This is a genomic window from Arthrobacter sp. Bz4 (assembly GCF_003075455.1).
Classification (GTDB): domain Bacteria; phylum Actinomycetota; class Actinomycetes; order Actinomycetales; family Micrococcaceae; genus Arthrobacter_D.
The window spans coordinates 1-15672 of the sequence record NZ_QDAE01000020.1; the positions used below are offsets into that span (position 1 = coordinate 1).

General features: G+C 62.1%; 15 protein-coding genes and 1 pseudogene. 14 read left to right on the top strand and 2 right to left on the bottom strand.

From position 1 onward, the window contains the following. Positions 1 to 331: 331 nt before the first annotated feature. Positions 332 to 1306 carry an alpha/beta hydrolase gene (locus DDA93_RS13180; protein ID WP_116779007.1) on the bottom strand — a complete coding sequence of 325 codons (975 nt, stop codon included), beginning with the start codon at positions 1304 to 1306 and terminating at the stop codon, positions 332 to 334. Positions 1307 to 1423: 117 nt separating this feature from the next. Between DDA93_RS13180 and DDA93_RS13185 the strand changes: the two genes are divergently transcribed. From DDA93_RS13185 to DDA93_RS13250, 14 genes and pseudogenes are all read left to right on the top strand, one after another. Further along, positions 1424 to 2056 (top strand): putative glycolipid-binding domain-containing protein, encoded by a 633-nt coding sequence (locus tag DDA93_RS13185; protein ID WP_116779008.1) that lies wholly within the window; start codon positions 1424 to 1426, stop codon positions 2054 to 2056. Positions 2057 to 2179: 123 nt separating this feature from the next. Next, a pseudogene (locus DDA93_RS13190) lies at positions 2180 to 2820 on the top strand (TRIC cation channel family protein). Between the two features lie 60 nt (positions 2821 to 2880). Then, positions 2881 to 3309 carry a hypothetical protein gene (locus DDA93_RS13195; RefSeq protein WP_019481804.1) on the top strand — a complete coding sequence of 143 codons (429 nt, stop codon included), beginning with the start codon at positions 2881 to 2883 and terminating at the stop codon, positions 3307 to 3309. Beyond that, entirely contained in the window at positions 3306 to 3776 is a 471-nt protein-coding gene (locus tag DDA93_RS13200; protein WP_116779009.1) for an HIT family protein, read from the top strand. Before DDA93_RS13195 ends, DDA93_RS13200 begins: the two co-directional genes overlap by 4 nt. A 274-nt stretch (positions 3777 to 4050) precedes the next feature. Then, positions 4051 to 5097, top strand: a complete 1047-nt coding sequence (locus DDA93_RS13205; RefSeq protein WP_116779010.1) for an Ldh family oxidoreductase — start codon at positions 4051 to 4053, stop codon at positions 5095 to 5097. Between the two features lie 40 nt (positions 5098 to 5137). Beyond that, on the top strand, positions 5138 to 6073 hold the full coding sequence (locus tag DDA93_RS13210; protein WP_243400630.1) for a DctP family TRAP transporter solute-binding subunit: 936 nt from the start codon (positions 5138 to 5140) through the stop codon (positions 6071 to 6073). A 97-nt stretch (positions 6074 to 6170) separates the two neighbouring features. Beyond that, positions 6171 to 6782 carry a TRAP transporter small permease gene (locus tag DDA93_RS13215; RefSeq protein WP_116779011.1) on the top strand — a complete coding sequence of 204 codons (612 nt, stop codon included), beginning with the start codon at positions 6171 to 6173 and terminating at the stop codon, positions 6780 to 6782. Positions 6783 to 6790: 8 nt separating this feature from the next. Next, positions 6791 to 8071: a TRAP transporter large permease gene (locus tag DDA93_RS13220; protein ID WP_116779012.1), complete on the top strand. Its 1281-nt coding sequence runs from the start codon at positions 6791 to 6793 to the stop codon at positions 8069 to 8071. Between the two features lie 39 nt (positions 8072 to 8110). Next, on the top strand, positions 8111 to 9415 hold the full coding sequence (locus DDA93_RS13225; RefSeq protein ID WP_116779013.1) for an enolase C-terminal domain-like protein: 1305 nt from the start codon (positions 8111 to 8113) through the stop codon (positions 9413 to 9415). 26 nt (positions 9416 to 9441) lie between these two features. After that, positions 9442 to 10953 (top strand): aldehyde dehydrogenase (NADP(+)), encoded by a 1512-nt coding sequence (locus tag DDA93_RS13230; RefSeq protein WP_116779014.1) that lies wholly within the window; start codon positions 9442 to 9444, stop codon positions 10951 to 10953. Then, complete coding sequence (locus DDA93_RS13235) at positions 10950 to 12143, top strand: fumarylacetoacetate hydrolase family protein (protein WP_116779015.1); 1194 nt, start codon at positions 10950 to 10952, stop codon at positions 12141 to 12143. The genes DDA93_RS13230 and DDA93_RS13235 overlap by 4 nt, the downstream gene beginning before the upstream one ends. Beyond that, positions 12140 to 12853: a GntR family transcriptional regulator gene (locus tag DDA93_RS13240; protein WP_116779016.1), complete on the top strand. Its 714-nt coding sequence runs from the start codon at positions 12140 to 12142 to the stop codon at positions 12851 to 12853. The genes DDA93_RS13235 and DDA93_RS13240 overlap by 4 nt, the downstream gene beginning before the upstream one ends. 30 nt (positions 12854 to 12883) lie before the next feature. Then, the gene (locus tag DDA93_RS13245) at positions 12884 to 13639 is read left to right on the top strand and encodes an SDR family oxidoreductase (protein ID WP_116779017.1); all 756 of its coding nucleotides are present in this window, start codon (positions 12884 to 12886) and stop codon (positions 13637 to 13639) included. Between the two features lie 37 nt (positions 13640 to 13676). Further along, complete coding sequence (locus DDA93_RS13250) at positions 13677 to 14528, top strand: fumarylacetoacetate hydrolase family protein (RefSeq protein WP_116779018.1); 852 nt, start codon at positions 13677 to 13679, stop codon at positions 14526 to 14528. A gap of 34 nt (positions 14529 to 14562) precedes the next feature. Here DDA93_RS13250 and DDA93_RS13255 read toward each other — a convergent pair whose 3' ends face one another. Next, the gene (locus DDA93_RS13255) at positions 14563 to 15666 is read right to left on the bottom strand and encodes a polyprenyl synthetase family protein (protein ID WP_116779019.1); all 1104 of its coding nucleotides are present in this window, start codon (positions 15664 to 15666) and stop codon (positions 14563 to 14565) included. Positions 15667 to 15672: the final 6 nt, after the last annotated feature.

The window sequence follows — 15672 nt, forward strand, 5'->3', positions numbered from 1 at the left end:
TTGCCGTCAGTTTGCCGATGTACCTATCCGACTCACTGACCGCGGTTTAGCTACCATATGGTCACCTTCCAAGCGTCGTTTGACTGTCTCAGAACTCATTACTCATATACCTCCCCGAAATACCGACGATCTTGAGGATTCGCTGCGCTGCCTCAGCTTGTGAGTTGGAACCGGATGAGTAAAGAACGTCCAGAGGGAAGAACCTTTTCGCAGCGAGAGATGTTAAAAGAAATCTGCCCCGTCCGGATACTTCCATGGAATGTTTTTCCACTCAACACGGCGCCGGGGTCTGGGGCAGTACATTCACTCTAGACCCTTGCAGGCAGCGCGTCTATGGCTGCTGAGGTCTATCTGCTTCCACAGTTTCGGGGGCTGCCATTGTCCGGCGGATATCGTCGAACACCGCCCGCGACTCACGCAGCCAGGGGAGCCCCACAAACACGTGGAAGGCACCCGGGTACCGGTTGAACGCTATGACGCGGCCGGCGTCTCGCATCACCCGATCGAACGCGATGGCGTCTGCCATGCAGATGTCCCGGCTCCCCTGATAGAGCGTCACGGGCGGGAGCTCAGCCAATGCGGCGGGCGGGGCGAAGATCGGGCTCAGCAGCTGATGTTTGGGGTCCTCGCCTGCCGCCCACCATTTTCCCGCCTCGACTGCGCCTGGAACCGCAAGCATGGGATCGACCCGGTCGTACTGCGGAATGGCTGGGTTTGTGCCTGTGACGTCCAGCCAGGGCGAGAAGAGGATCAGGTGGCCGGGCTGTGGCAGGCCGAGAGCCGCGAAGTACAAGGCCTGGCCGACCGCCAACCCGCCGCCCGCCGAATCCCCGGCCAGGACGACGTCGTCGGCGCTCGTTGTTGAGAGCACCAGTTCGTAGACGGCGGCGAGGTAGTCGTAGGTTTCCCTGAAGCTGTGTTCGGGCGCCAACCGGTAGAGCGGCACAGTCACCGTTGCCCCAGTGGCTCTGATGAGCGCTGCAATGATCCACCAGTGCGGGCGGGCCAGTTCGTTGATGTAGGTCCCACCATGGGTGTAGATGATGTGGCGTCCGGGGCCCGCCGACCGGGGACGCAGGGTGAGGGTGCGGACGCCGTCGACCGCCAGCTCCTCGACGGTGCAAAGCCGCCGCAGGGCTCGGGGCAACGGCGCCGGAGTGGGGTAGGCGCGCTGCAGGTACCGGGCCCGCATCCATTCGAGCGAGTTGTAGTGCCGTTTCGTCGAAGTCCAACCCAGCAAGGCGTTGACGACTCTCATCGGTGCGCTCGCTGCAGGTTCGGCGGCCGACTGGGGGGTAGGGCTCATAAGCTCAACTTTGTCACGAGCCCGGCCCCGGGCTGGCCTCGGGGCTCGCCCTATTTCCAGCGACGGTGTCTGGCACGGGGTCTGGCGCTGGGGTGCGCCGGTCCATAGGGTATGAGGATGGCAAACCCATCGCACACCAGCCTCCAGCACAGCTGGCAGGGCGAGGACGACCCCGGCCGGCTGGACACGGCCACCATCAACCTCGAATCCGACCGGCTTACCGCTCACGGCACCTCCAGGACCACAGATTATGCGGTGAGCTGGGCGCTCGCCACGACGTCGGGCTGGGTGACCCAGCGGCTCACCGTCACCGTCCATGGCCAAGGGTGGAGCCGTCACCTGGAGCTGGTGAGATCGGAGGACGGCCACTGGTCCAGCGATACGCAGAGCTCCGGTGCCGTCGATCTCCCCCCGCCCGGGATCACGGATCCCGATGGACTGGCCGCTGCGCTGGATTGCGATCTGGGCTTGTGTCCGGTGACCAACACGATGCCGATCCTCCGACTCAACCTGGTCTCGGACGACGACGCGCCGGCAGACGAAACCGAACTCACCATGGCGTGGGTTGAGGTGCCGAGCCTGCGGGTAATCCCCAGCACTCAGGTGTACAGCCATGTGCGGCCGGCGCGACCCGACAGTCCTGCGATGGTGTTGTATAGCTCCGGCAACCGCGGATTCACTGCCGAGCTGACTGTCGACGACGACGGCGTGGTGGTCGACTACCCCGGCCTGGCCCGGCGGATACGCTAGCTCCAATCAGTCGGGGCAACGCCATTTGACTCCACATTGGGAGCCTGCGCTGGGTAAACTCAGACTGGCCGGGATTGCAGCTGGCACGGACCAACCACGCGCACCCCGGACAGTGAGGAACCCATGACCAACGCCGTCGACGTTGCCCTGATGATCGATTTGCTCGGGGTCTTCTTCTTCGCGGTGTCCGGCTCTCTCCTTGCCGCACGCAAAGGCTTTGATCTGGTGGGTTCCCTGCTGCTGGCCTCCCTGGCCGGATTGGGCGGCGGGGTGGCTCGGGACCTGATCATCGATACGGTCCCTGCGGCCTTCTCCAATCCCTTCTACTTGCTCCCACCGGTGCTCGCGACCCTGCTGGTGTATTTCCTTTTCTCCGGCGTCGAACGGGTCAGCAACCTGCTGGTGGTGTTCGACGCGCCGGCCTGGGCCTGTTCTGCATCACCGGCACGGTGAAAGCGCTGGAGTTCGGGCTTCACCCGGTGGCGGGTATCCTCCTCGGCGTGACCACGGCGGTTGGCGGTGGCCTGCTCCGTGACGTGGTGGCCAATGAGGTGCCCCAACTCTTCGATCCCCGGGACATTTACGCGCTTCCGGCCATGCTCGGGGCCGGTCTGACCACCCTGCTGGTCAGCAACGGCTGGTTCAATGTGGCGACCGGCGGCGTCGTCGCTGCATTGGTCTTCACCCTCCGGGTCCTCGCATGGCGCTTCAGCTGGCGAGCGCCGCTGGCAGTCCTGGGCTGGAAGCGCTCGGGCACTGCATAAGCCACCGCACTGTGGGGGCTAGGATGGATGTATCCCCCAATCCCACCCCTGGAGTTTCAATTGACTGAGCTATTCCTGGACAAATTCCGTGCCCTGGTTCCGGCGTACTTCGATGACCAGTGGTCGGCGGAAGATGGCCTGTCGAAGGAAGAACTTCAGGACCTCATGGAGGACCAGGATTTCGATCTTCCCCTCGCTCTGCGCGACTTCTACCTTGCCGTCGGGGCCGTCGAAGACATCATGGAGGCGTACCACTTCTTCTGGGATCCCGATGAGCTCACGATCGAGGACGGACACCTGCTTTTCCTCGAAGACGAAGAGGAAAAGTACACCTGGGGTATCAGGGTGGATCAGTTGGATGTCCCCGATCCCATCATTTGGCGTCGGAACAACGCTCGCGGTACCTGGAAGAGTGAAGAGGGCACGTTCAGCGAATACGTTCTCGACATGTTCGAGTGGGTGTTCGAGGAAGACGCGGTCGAGGAGTGACCGAGTGGGTGCGGCATGCTCCTGACAATTACCGGTGCCCCTTCTGCGACCTCGCCGCCGGGGATTTCGCAAACCCAAAAAACCTGTGCGAGCCCGGCGACCTGATCTACTCAGACGACCTGGTGTTGGCGTTCATTGCCTCCCACGGCTTCGACCCGCAACCCGGCCACGTGTTGGTGACTCCCCGGGCCCACTTCGAGTTGCTCTATGAGCTGCCCGACGACGTCGCCGCCCGCATCATGATCGTCACCCGCGACATGGCGGTCGCCATCAAGCGGGCCTGGTCACCTGACGGCATCTCCACCCGCCAGCATAATGAGCCGGCCGGCAGCCAACATGTCTGGCACTATCACCAGCATGTGCTCCCCCGCTGGCACGACGACGGTTTCTACTTCACCCCGAAGCGACCCGTCGTTGATCCTGCGGTGCGGGCCAGGAAGGCAGCCGAGCTGCGCGCCTGCCTGTAGCGTGCACGGCGCTGCGCTGTCATGCCGCGCCTTCGTGCCTCCTTGGCTGTGCGGATTTCCCCGAGTTGCGAAGTCCCACATGCGTATCCCGGCCCGGCACGACGGTTGCCCGCCGATTTCCGGTCCACTACCTGGGGCATCCTGCGCGGCACCGGCGGATTTCCCTGCCCGAAGACCCCACCATCCAGCAATTGACAGAAATTTCTGGCATACCCTTGTGACCCCGAGCACGCCTGATATAGGATTTGTGTAATTCCTATATTAAAGGTGCTCGATGTTGCAGACCCATCAAAGCTTTGCTGTTACAGATCTTCACCGGCTCGCCGTTTCGATCCTCGTGTCCTCCGGTGTTCCGTCCGACGACGCTGACCTCACCGCTCGATCACTTGTCCAGGCAGACCAGCGAGGTATCTTCTCGCACGGACTGTTGCGTCTCCCCCTTTACGCGGAAGCGATCCGACTCGGCGGGATCAACCCAACACCGACCCTGTCCTACTCTTCGAAGGCCAATGCGGTGGCCGTGCTCGACGCCGACGCCGCACTGGGCCAGGTAGCCATGCAATCGGCCGTCGACAAGGTCCTCGAAATGGGTCGAGTCCAGGGGATCGCGGCTGTTGCTGTGCAGAACAGCAGTCACTATGGCGCGGGTGCCTTTTGGAGTGACCAGCTGGCCGCAGCCGGATTTCTCTCCTTCATCACCTCCTCCACCGGCCCCGTCGTGGCACCCCATGGGGGCACGGCCAAAGTATTGGGAACAAACCCGCTGACGCTCGGGGCGCCCGCCTCCGCCGACTGGCCCCTCACCGCTGACCTGGCCACCAGCAATGGGGCCTATGGCAAAGTGATCGCCGCTCGAAACGAGGGACAGCAGCTTCCAGAAGGCTGGGCTGTCGATACCGATGGAAACCCCACTACCGATCCCGACGAAGCCGCCGCCGGCTCGATGATTCCTTTTGGTAACCACAAGGGATCGGCTGTTTCAGTGCTTCTGGAAGCCTTCGCCTCCTCATTGACGGCAGCTACATACGCCTACGAGACCGTTGACATCTGGTCCAGTCCATCATCGCGGATGAATAACGGACACCTCATCGTCGGTATCAACGCCGAGGCGTTCACGAGCCGCAGTCACACCGAAGCAAGAGTTGCAGACCTCCAGCAACGGGTCCGTGACGCCGGTCCGGCGAGCCGTGAGATACACGCTCCTGGCGATCCAGAGCGTAGCAAGGAGGGTGCGGCCGCCACCTCGGTCCGCCTTCCCGTATCCACAGCGGAACAACTTCGTGAACTGGCACTCAAACTTTCTCTGAACATCAACATCTAATCCATACCCACAACGAAGTATTCCCGGAAGGAATCCAGCAATGAAGCTCGAAAACTCCACGCCCACCAGCCGTCGTCGTTCCACCGCCGCGATCGGTCTCGCTGCCTGCGCAGCGCTCCTACTGTCAGGATGTAACGTCGGCACACCCGTGGACCGCGACGAGGTAGGCCAGGCCGATACTGATGCCAAGACACTGCGCCTTGCCCATGTCTACGAAGCAGGGCACCCTGTAGAAGAATGCGGTGTCGCAGCGCTCAAGGAGGAACTAGAGGGTAGCGGTATTCAGATCGAGAGTTTCCCTGCAGCCCAGCTCGGCAACGAGTCAGAGTCCCTGGAACAAGTAGCCTCTGGCGCGCTGGACATGGCGATCGCTGGCCCGTCCTTCCTCGGCGTGTGGGAAGAGGATGCGGCTGTGCTTGACGGCGCCTACCTGTTTGAAGACGTCGACCACTTCGAGGAAACCGTCGAGGGCGAATCCATGGCAACCGTCTTCGATAACCTCTATGAAAGCTCTGACATCCGTGTTCTCTCAAGCTGGTATTACGGTACCCGACACGTAACCGCCAACACGGAGATCAGTGAGTCTGCTGACTTCAACGGTCTGAAGATCCGTACCCCTAACGCACCGCTGTACCTCGAGAACATCGCGGCTATGGGCGGCACCGCCACACCGATGGCACTGGACGAGGTTTACCTCGCCCTGCAGCAGGGAGTCATTGACGCCCAGGAAAACCCCATCCCAACCATCTCAACGGCCAAGTTCAATGAGGTTCAGGACTACATCAACCTCACCGGACACATGATCCAGGGGGTCATGATCACCACCGGACGCACCGTCTACGAGGGTTTGACCGATGACGAGCGTGAAGCACTAGAGGGCGCGATGCTGTCGCCGCCGATGACACTCGCGTGTGCATCGAGGAGCAGGAAGAGGGCATCCTCGACGAATGGCGCGCGGGCAACGGGATTCAGGTGAACGAGGACGTCGACCGCGAGTCCTTCGCCGCCGCCGCCGAGGAAGCACTCCTGCAGCAGCCCTGGGGTGAGCTGTATCGAGAAATCAAGGACGCCCGATGAGTTCAGACTCTTCCAGGGCTGACGCCCTCAACGAAAACAACATTGCCACCGGGGCCCATGTTCCTCACGAACCCGATCTGCCGGACTTTGCCGAACAGCGCAGCAAGCTCTACCGGGGCTTGGTGAATGTTGAACGGATCGCGTGTTGCACGCTCCTGGTGTCCTTGCTCGGCCTGATCATGCTGCAGGTGGTGAGCCGTTATGTGTTCAATACACCGTTTAGCTGGACTGAGGAACTAGCCAGGTTCATGCTGCTCTGGTTCACGTTCGTCTCTGCCGGTTTTGTCATGGCACGGCGGATACACATCGCCGTGGATCTCTTGGCCAGCAAGTTGGGTCGAACCGGAACGATCGTCCTGGATACGTTCGCCCTTCTTACCGTCCTGGTCACCGCTGGCGTGCTGGCCGTCGCGGGGGCCGAGTTTGCATCCGGCGCCAACCGGCTCCAGGCTCCCGCTACGGGCCTGCCAATGAGTGTGGTCTACTTTGCGGCCGTCACCGGTTTTGCGCTGATTTTCCTGCATGCTGCCCTGCACATTTTCCTCAACATCCGCCACCCCGAAGTTGTCCCCGATGCCATGGAGAACCTCGAACGGGAAGCGGCCTAGGACACGATATGACCCTTCTCATCATGCTCATCGCTCTGCTGGTGCTGCTCGCCCTGCGCGTGCCCGTCTCCTTCGCTCTTCTGATCCCGTCAGTGGCCTACGTCATCATGGACCCGACCGCACGGATTGGTACAGCGGTCCAGCAGACTGTTTCCGGTGTCGATAGCTTTGCTATCCTCGCCGTCCCCATGTTCATCCTCCTCGGGAACCTTGCCAATGTATCCGGGGTGACCGACAAGCTCTACGATGCAGCCGTCGCGGGTATCGGGCATCTCCGTGGCAGCCTTGGCTACGTCAACGTGGCGACGAGTTTTGGTTTCTCGTGGATGAGCGGTGCAGCTATTGCCGATGCCGCTGCCATGGGGCGGGTGCAAGTTCCAGCTATGGTTCAGCGCGGCTACTCCCGTGAATTTGCGCTGGGGGTGACTGGCGCTTCGAGTCTCATCGCACCCATGATTCCGCCGAGCATTCCGGCGGTCATCTACGCAGTCACCGCCGGGGTTTCTGTGGGGGCCCTTTTTATGGCTGGCATCCTGCCCGCTCTGGTGCTGGTATCAGCCCTCTGTTTCACGGTCTGGATTCTTATGCGGAAGCAGAACCATCTGCGCCTGCCAAAGTCGACCTGGAAAGTGCGTGGCCGCACCACGCTTGCAGCTCTTCCAGCAATGGGATCGGCAGTTGTCATTCTGGGCGGCATCCTCAGCGGCGTGTTTACCCCCACCGAAGCTAGTGGGATCGGCGTCGTTTACATCTTCATCCTCGCCATTGTGTACCGCGCGCTCACCTGGCGGAAGCTGTACCGTACCCTGCTAACGACGGTGGAGACTTCCGGCTCAGTGCTCCTGATCGTGGCTGCCGCTGCGTTGTTCGGGTGGGTGCTGGCTCGTGAACAGGCACCCCAGGTGGCAGCAAACCTCATCCTGCAGATCACCGATCAGCCCATTGTGTTCCTGATCCTGGTCAACGTCCTGTTGCTGATTGTTGGCTGTGTTCTGGAGCCCACGGCAGCAATCCTGATTCTCGTACCGGTTTTGCTTCCCGTCGCGGAAACCTTCGGTATCGATCCGATCCACCTCGGCATTATGGTCATCTTCAACCTCCTCATCGGGCTGATCACGCCCCCTGTGGGGCTGGTGCTTTTCGTCCTGTCGAGCGTCACCCGCATACCAGTGCCGACGGTTATCAAGGGAATTCTTCCCTTCTTCATCCCCATGGTCGCCACTCTGCTCGTCATAACCTTTGTCCCGGCGCTCACCGTTGGATTGCCCACGCTACTGGGCTTCCTCTAACCCCAACTGTCTGCAAGACCTGAACCTTTAGGAGTTCCTATGTCCCGCATCACCTCAGTGCGCACGTCCGATGTGCGCTTTCCAACATCCCTGGACCTGTCAGGGTCGGACGCCGTCAATGTCGACCCTGACTATTCAGCCGCCTACGTTGAAGTGGCGACAGACTCCGGCGAGCGGGGCTACGGTCTGGTCTTCACCTGTGGGCGAGGCAACGAGATCATCACTGCCGCCATGGACAGCTATGGGGCGCTGTTGATCGGCCAGGACACCGATGAGCTGGTCAACAACCTCGGCGACGCCTCCAAACGGCTGATCCACGATTCGCAGATGCGCTGGCTCGGTCCCGAGAAGGGTGTTTCCCACATGGCCTGCGGAGGCCTGATCAACGCTCTCTGGGACATCCGCGCACGCCGAGAGAACAAACCCCTCTGGCTCTTGCTCAGTGAGATGCCGGTCGAGGAACTGGTCAGCGCCGTTGACTTCACCCACATATCCAACGCCCTGACCCCGCAGGACGCCACCGACCTTCTTCAGCGTGGACAGGAGGGCAAGCAGGAACGGATCGCCGAGCTCAGGCAGAACGGCTATCCGGCGTACACCACTACCCCTGGCTGGCTGGGGTATAGCGACGAGAAGCTTGTGCGTTTATCCAAGGAAGCAGTGGCTGATGGATTCGGCATGATCAAGCTGAAGGTTGCCGGGAGCATTGCCGATGATCGACGTCGCCTGTCGCTCGCCCGGGAAGCAGTTGGCCCGAACGTCCGGATCGCTATCGACGCCAATCAGCGGTGGGAAGAACAGGATGCTATTGACTGGGTCAACCAGCTGCAGGACTTCAACCCGTACTGGATAGAGGAACCCACCAGCACCGACGACATCCTGGCCCACGCCGCCATCCGGAAGGCTGTCCACCCGGTCAAGGTGGCGACGGGCGAGGCGGTGCAAAGCCGGATCATCTTCAAGCAGCTGCTTCAGGCCGGTGCCATCGACATCATGCAGATCGACTCGACTCGCGTCGCGGGTGTGAACGAAAACATCGCCAATCTCCTGCTCGCAGCAAAGTTCGAGACCCCGGTGTGCCCACACGCGGGTGGTGTGGGCCTGTGCGAACTGGTGCAGCACTTCTCATTCTTCGACTACGCAGCAATTACCGGAACCATGGAAGACCGAGTCATCGAGTTCGTTGATCACCTTCACGAGCACTTCGCTGAGCCCGTCATCGTGACCGGTGGACGCTATCAGGCGCCGAAGCGTCCGGGTGTGGGTGCTGAGATGCTGGACGCCTCGACCACTCGGTGGACCTTCCCTGCCGGCGCTGGCTGGCAGGAACTCAACGCACGCTGATCTGCAGATCCACCCGAAGGAGAACCATGACCGCTATCACCCTCCCCATCGCAGTCACCACCGAGGACGTCGACCACGCGGCCCGGGCGGCGCATCAAGCCTTCCTGCACGTTGCTACTGAGGCCCCCTCCCTCAGAGCCAACAGATTGACCGCTGTCGCTGCTGCACTACGGGCCCACGCCGACGAACTCGTTGAGCTTGGTCAGGCTGACACGCACCTGGCACCCGCCAGGCTTCAAGGCGAGCTCAAACGCACCGCGTTCCAACTAGACCTTTTTGCCGAAGAGGTCATCGCTGGCATTCCATTAGATGCGACGATCGACCATGCCGATGCTGACTGGGGCATGGGCCCTCGACCTGACATCCGGCGGGTCAATGTTCCCCTGGGGGTAGTCGGAGTGTTCGGTGCGTCCAACTTTCCGTTCGCCTTTAGTGTGATCGGCGGAGACTCCGCCTCGGCGTTGGCGGCTGGATGCGCGGTTCTTCACAAGATCCATGGAGGGCATAGAACGCTCGCCGTGCGAACAGCCGAGATCGTCACCGAAGCTCTCCGGGAGAGCGGCTCGCCAGACCACCTGTTTTCGGTGATCGAGGGCAGAACCGCGGCCGAGGCACTGGTGGACCATTCGCTGGTGAAGGCTATTGGCTTCACCGGGTCCACGGCTGGCGGGCGCGCGCTTTTCAACAGGGCCAGCTCACGGCCGGAACCCATCCCGTTCTACGGCGAGCTCGGCAGCATCAATCCGGTCTTCGTGCTCCCCCAAGCGTGGGAAAGCCGTTCGCAGTCAATCCTCACCGGCTATGCCGCATCGTTCACCGCCGGGATGGGACAGTTCTGCACCAAACCAGGGGTGCTGTTTGTTCCTGACACTTATTCAGAGGAGGACCTCCGCGGCGTGCTCGAACCGGAGTTGGGACATGCAGCGTTGAGCGAGCTTCTCACGCCTGGACTGCGCGAATCCTTCGGTCACGCTCGTGATGAGGCGGCCGCCCACGATGGAGTCACCGCCCTGATTCCCGGATCGGATGACCTGGTACCTGCTCCTACCGTTCTGCTTACTGACAGCACAGTGGTCGCTGCAAATCCTGAAATCCTGCACCTGGAGATGTTTGGACCGGCCACCCTAGTGGTTCGGTATCAGCAACCGGAGGAATTGCCGGGCCTGGCAGTTCTGATGGAGGGTCAGTTGACGGCGTCTATCCATGCGGACGACGCCGACGATGCTGCGTCGCTCATCGACGCGGTCACCGGCATAGCGGGCCGGGTGCTTTGGAATGGGTGGCCGACGGGGGTGACCGTCTCGTACGCACAACAGCATGGTGGGCCATACCCGGCCACCACCTCCCACACCACGTCCGTGGGGACCGCAGCGATCGGTCGCTTCACCCGGCCCGTCGCCTACCAGGACTTGCCCGACCGTGAGCTACCCGTCCCCCTCCAAGAGGCAAACCCGTGGAACGTTGCCCGCCGCGTCGACGGCAACGTCGTCGTCGCACAGTCCCAGTCCCAGTCCCAGTCCGGGAGCGTTGAAGGATGAGCGGCTTGCTGCCCGAGGACGCTAGCGTGGCCCTCCTGGTTGGACGCCTCTGGGACCCAGCGACCGGGGGGCCACGCCCGATCATGGTGGATGGTGACACGGTCGTCGATTTGTTCGACTTTGCCACGACGGTATCTGACCTCCTGAATCGTGAAGATACGACTATGCTCCTCGAGCACGTCCGTCAGTCGGATGCGCAACGCTGGAACCTCGCCGAGGTCATCAGCGCGACCTTCGAGAAGGCTGATCATGACTCGATGAGCGGTGCCTCACCATCTCTGCTGGCACCAGTAGATCTCCAGGCTCTTAAAGCCTGCGGTGTCACGTTCGTCGACAGCATGATCGAACGCGTCATTGAGGAACGCTGCGCGGGCGACTTCACGCTGGCCGAACAGATGCGCACGCTGGTGCTGGATGCTCTCGGTGGGAGTCTTGAAGGACTCCGTCCAGGATCCGTCGAGGCTTCCCGGGTGAAGGCGGTACTGGTGCGCGAGGGATTCTGGTCCCAGTACCTGGAAGTCGGCATTGGACCGGATCCCGAGGTCTTCACCAAGGCCCCGGTCCTATCCGCAGTTGGCACCGGGGCTGACATCGGTATCCCGGGGTTTTCTTCCTGGAATAACCCCGAGCCAGAACTGGTACTCGTGGTGGACAACCAGGGCCGTATCCGCGGCTGCACCCTCGGCAACGACGTCAACCTTCGCGATGTCGAAGGCCGCAGCGCCCTGTTGCTCGGCATGGCGAAGGACAACAATGGCTCGGCAGCGCTGGGTCCTTTCGTGAGATTGTTCAACGATTCTTACACGCTCGACGACGCACGCCACGAGAGCATCCAGCTCACGGTTCGCGGGGCCGATGGGTATGTCCTGACCGGAACCAACAGCGTTCAACGGCTCAGCCGCCCGTTCGAGGAACTTGTCGGTGCGGCCTACGGCAAGCATCATCAGTATCCCGACGGGTTCGTGCTATTTACCGGGACATTGTTCGCTCCCAATGAGGACCGCGAAACACCGGGGATGGGATTCACCCACAAGGCCGGCGATGTCGTGGAAATCGGTAGCGATCGGCTGGGTAAACTGACCAACATGGTGAAACCCACTGAAGATCTGGACCCGTGGAAGTTTGGAATCGGCAGCCAACTCAGCTACATCCTCGCTCAACGAAACACTCACCCGGCTGGTGGGAGATGACCAGTTTTTCCTCCTCGGACGTTGAACACCGCGGGAGATCCGGGGCACACGTGTATTGGAGACTTCGAGCGAAGATCCTGGACCTGCAGCTCCCGCCGGACGCCAAAATAAACATTGATGCTCTTGTTCGGGAGCTCGGTGTGTCTCAGACTCCCATTCGTGAGGCCTTGAGTCAGCTAGAGGGCGACCGGTTGATCGTCAAGACACCCGGCAAGGGTTACCGCACGACGGCGCTACTTGAGACAGCAGAACTTCGGGAGTTGTTTGAATTTCGTCTGCTGATCGAACCGTGGGCGGCACGGGCGGCCGCCGTCAATCGTCTCAGCAACCCGGCGCGCATCCTTCACGCATCCCTTGACGAGTTCGAGGCCGGCGCATCAACCGACGGCAGTATTCGTCACCAGCTGGTAGCGCACGACACCATGTTTCATGATCGGATCCTTTTGGCCAGCAGCAACGAGTTCGCCCTGCATGCCTACCGAGCGACTCACTGCCACCTACACCTTTTCCGTCTCCATCCAGCCGATTATCAGGGAACCAGCACAGTGGAGGAACACCGAGCGATCGTTGATGCCATCGCACTGTGCGACCCCGACGCTGCGGAATCGGCCATGCATCGACATTTGATCGGTGCGTACCACCGCTTCGCGGAAGCCTTCTCTCAGGAAGATTCCGAGCTGAGAGTTCCGCCGCCAGCCAAGCTCTGCTGACCATCCATTCAACGAAGAATAAGGACAACCATGGCAAACACTTTCAATGGCGTGCGCGCTCTCGTGACCGGCGGAGCGTCTGGAATAGGTGCCGCGGTCACCGCCGAGCTGGTGGCCCGCGGTGCCCGGGTCGCTGTGCTTGACCTGCAGCCCGACAATCTGCCTGACGGCGTCGTCGGTTTCACCTGCGACATCGGTGACAGCGCTTCGGTTGACTCGGCAGTGGCGTCGGTGGCCAGTGAGCTCGGGGGCATCGACATCGTCGTCAATAATGCGGGGATAGGCGCAGCCGGGACTGTGGCCGACAATGCTGACGACGAGTGGCTCCGCGTGTTGAACATCAACGTTGTTGGGATCGCCCGGGTGTCACGGGCGGCACTCCCCTACCTCAGGGAATCGGCTTCCGCAGCCATTGTCAACACCGCTTCGGTGGCAGCGACCCATGGCCTGCCGCAACGGGCGCTCTACTCTGCGAGCAAAGGCGCAGTGGCCGCGCTCACCCGAGCAATGGCAGCGGATCATATGCGGGACAACATCAGGGTCAACTGCGTCAATCCCGGCACCGCAGACACCCCATGGGTTGGCAGGTTACTTGCAGCTGCGACGGATCCCGCCGCTGAGCGCCAGGCGCTGGAAGCCCGCCAGCCGCATGGTCGGTTGGTGTCCGCCGAAGAGGTGGCATCATCAATCCTCTTTCTGGCCGACCCGGCCAATGGCTCCACAACCGGAAGTTCCCTGACTGTCGACGGCGGGATGCATTCTCTTCTGCTCCGCTCTGATGCCTAGACCACCTGTTTACTACGCGACAAAAAGGAGACTTAAAATGGAACTAATGCGATTGGGTGAGCCCGGCCGGGAAATCCCTGCGGTGCGCCAGGACGGGGAAACCTATGACCTGCGCGGACTGACCGCCGAGATTAACGGCTTGTTCCTCGGGGAGGACGGTATCGGCCGGGTGCGTGATGCATTGGCTGCCGGCACCCTGCCACCACTTGAGGGGGCCACAGCGATGCGGGTGGGAGCTCCGCTGACTGGTATTAACGCCGTCGTCTGCGTGGGCCAGAACTATGCGGCGCACGCTGCCGAGACCGGCGACCAGCCGCCCAAGGCCCCGATCATCTTCTTCAAGCATCCCAATACGGTCGTCGGGCCGAACGACGACGTCGTCATCCCGCCGGGCGCCCAGAAAGTTGATTGGGAGGTGGAGCTTGCCGTGGTCATCGGCAAGCGGGCGTCCTACCTGTCCAGCGTCGAAGAGGCTCTCGACTGTATCGCCGGGTTCACGATCAGCAACGATGTCTCGGAACGCGACTACCAGATCGGGCACTCGGGAGGCCAGTGGTCCAAGGGCAAGTGCGCGCCGACCTTCAACCCGATGGGACCAGCCTTGGTGCCGGTCGCCGACGTCGCGGATCCGCAGGCACTCCGGCTCTACTCAACCGTCAACGGTGACCCCCGGCAGGATTCCACGACAGCTGACATGGTGTTCAGCGTCGCCGAGATCATTCACAACCTCTCCCAGTACATGGCCCTGGATCCCGGAGACGTGGTGAACACCGGCACCCCCGAGGGTGTTGCCCTGTCCGGCCGTTTCCCCTATCTGGCGGCCGGGGACATTATGACGATCGGCATTGACGGTCTGGGCGAGCAGCGCCAACACGTCGTCGGGTCCTGATTGGCGCAGGTCAGGTCGACAAGAGGAGCCGGGGCTAGACGTCCCGGGTGACGACGGCCTGGGCGAAAGCGGTCAGCGCCTGCTTGACGATGCTTTCCGGCAGTGGTTCGAGGGCGGCGACGGCGTCGTCGGCCCACTGCTGAGCGACCTTCCAGGCGTCCTGGGTTGCCGGGTGGGTACTGACGGCGGCGACGGCGGTAGCGAGCGACTCGTCCGAGGTGAGGTCCCCATCGACCAGGTCGACAACATTGGCGGCCGAAGCGTCCCCGGCAGCAGCGGCCTGGCGGATCAGCAGAATCGGCAGCGTCGGGACGCCCTCGCGCAGGTCGGTGCCTGGTGACTTGCCGGAAGTGACCTTGACGCCAGTGACGTCGATGACGTCGTCGGCGAGCTGGAACGCCACCCCCACCTTCTCGCCGTAGGACAGCATGACGTCGATGACCGACTGCGAGGCCTGGCCGAACAGCGCGCCGAGCTGCCCCGACGCCGCAACCAGAGACCCGGTCTTGTCTGCGATGACCGACAGATAGTGCTCCACCGGATCTTCGTCCTCGCGGGGCCCGACCGTCTCGTGAAGCTGTCCCAGGCAGAGCCGTTCAAAGGTCCGAGCCTGGATCCCCAGGGCCCGGCCGCCCAGCTCCGACACCAGGATGGAGGCACGGGCGAAGATCAGGTCACCGGTCAGGATGGCTACCGAGTTACCCCACACCTCGTGGGCCGTCGGCGCACCACGACGGTACGGCGCCGAGTCCATGACGTCGTCGTGATAGAGCGTGGCCAGGTGGGTCAGTTCGACGACGACGGCGGCCTGCACCACCTCGGGGCGGCTGGCATCCCCGAGGTGCGACGCCAGAATGGTCAACAGTGGCCGGATGCGTTTGCCGCCCGCTTCAACGAGGTGGCGGCTGGTGGCATCGGCGAGCGGATCGGAGCTGGCGATGGCTTCCCGGAGCTGCTTCTCGACCTTGGCCAGGCAGGTGGTGACCGCGGGCCCAAGGTGAGGATCCTCGGCGATCAAGGCAAATCCGGGCGGAAGCCGCAGACCGGTAGCAATGGCTCCGGTGGCAGTGTCGAGCTCGGCGCCGTCGGACAGCGAGTGTCCAGCACGGGTCCAGCCGGGGTTTGCAGATTCTGTCACTGTCTA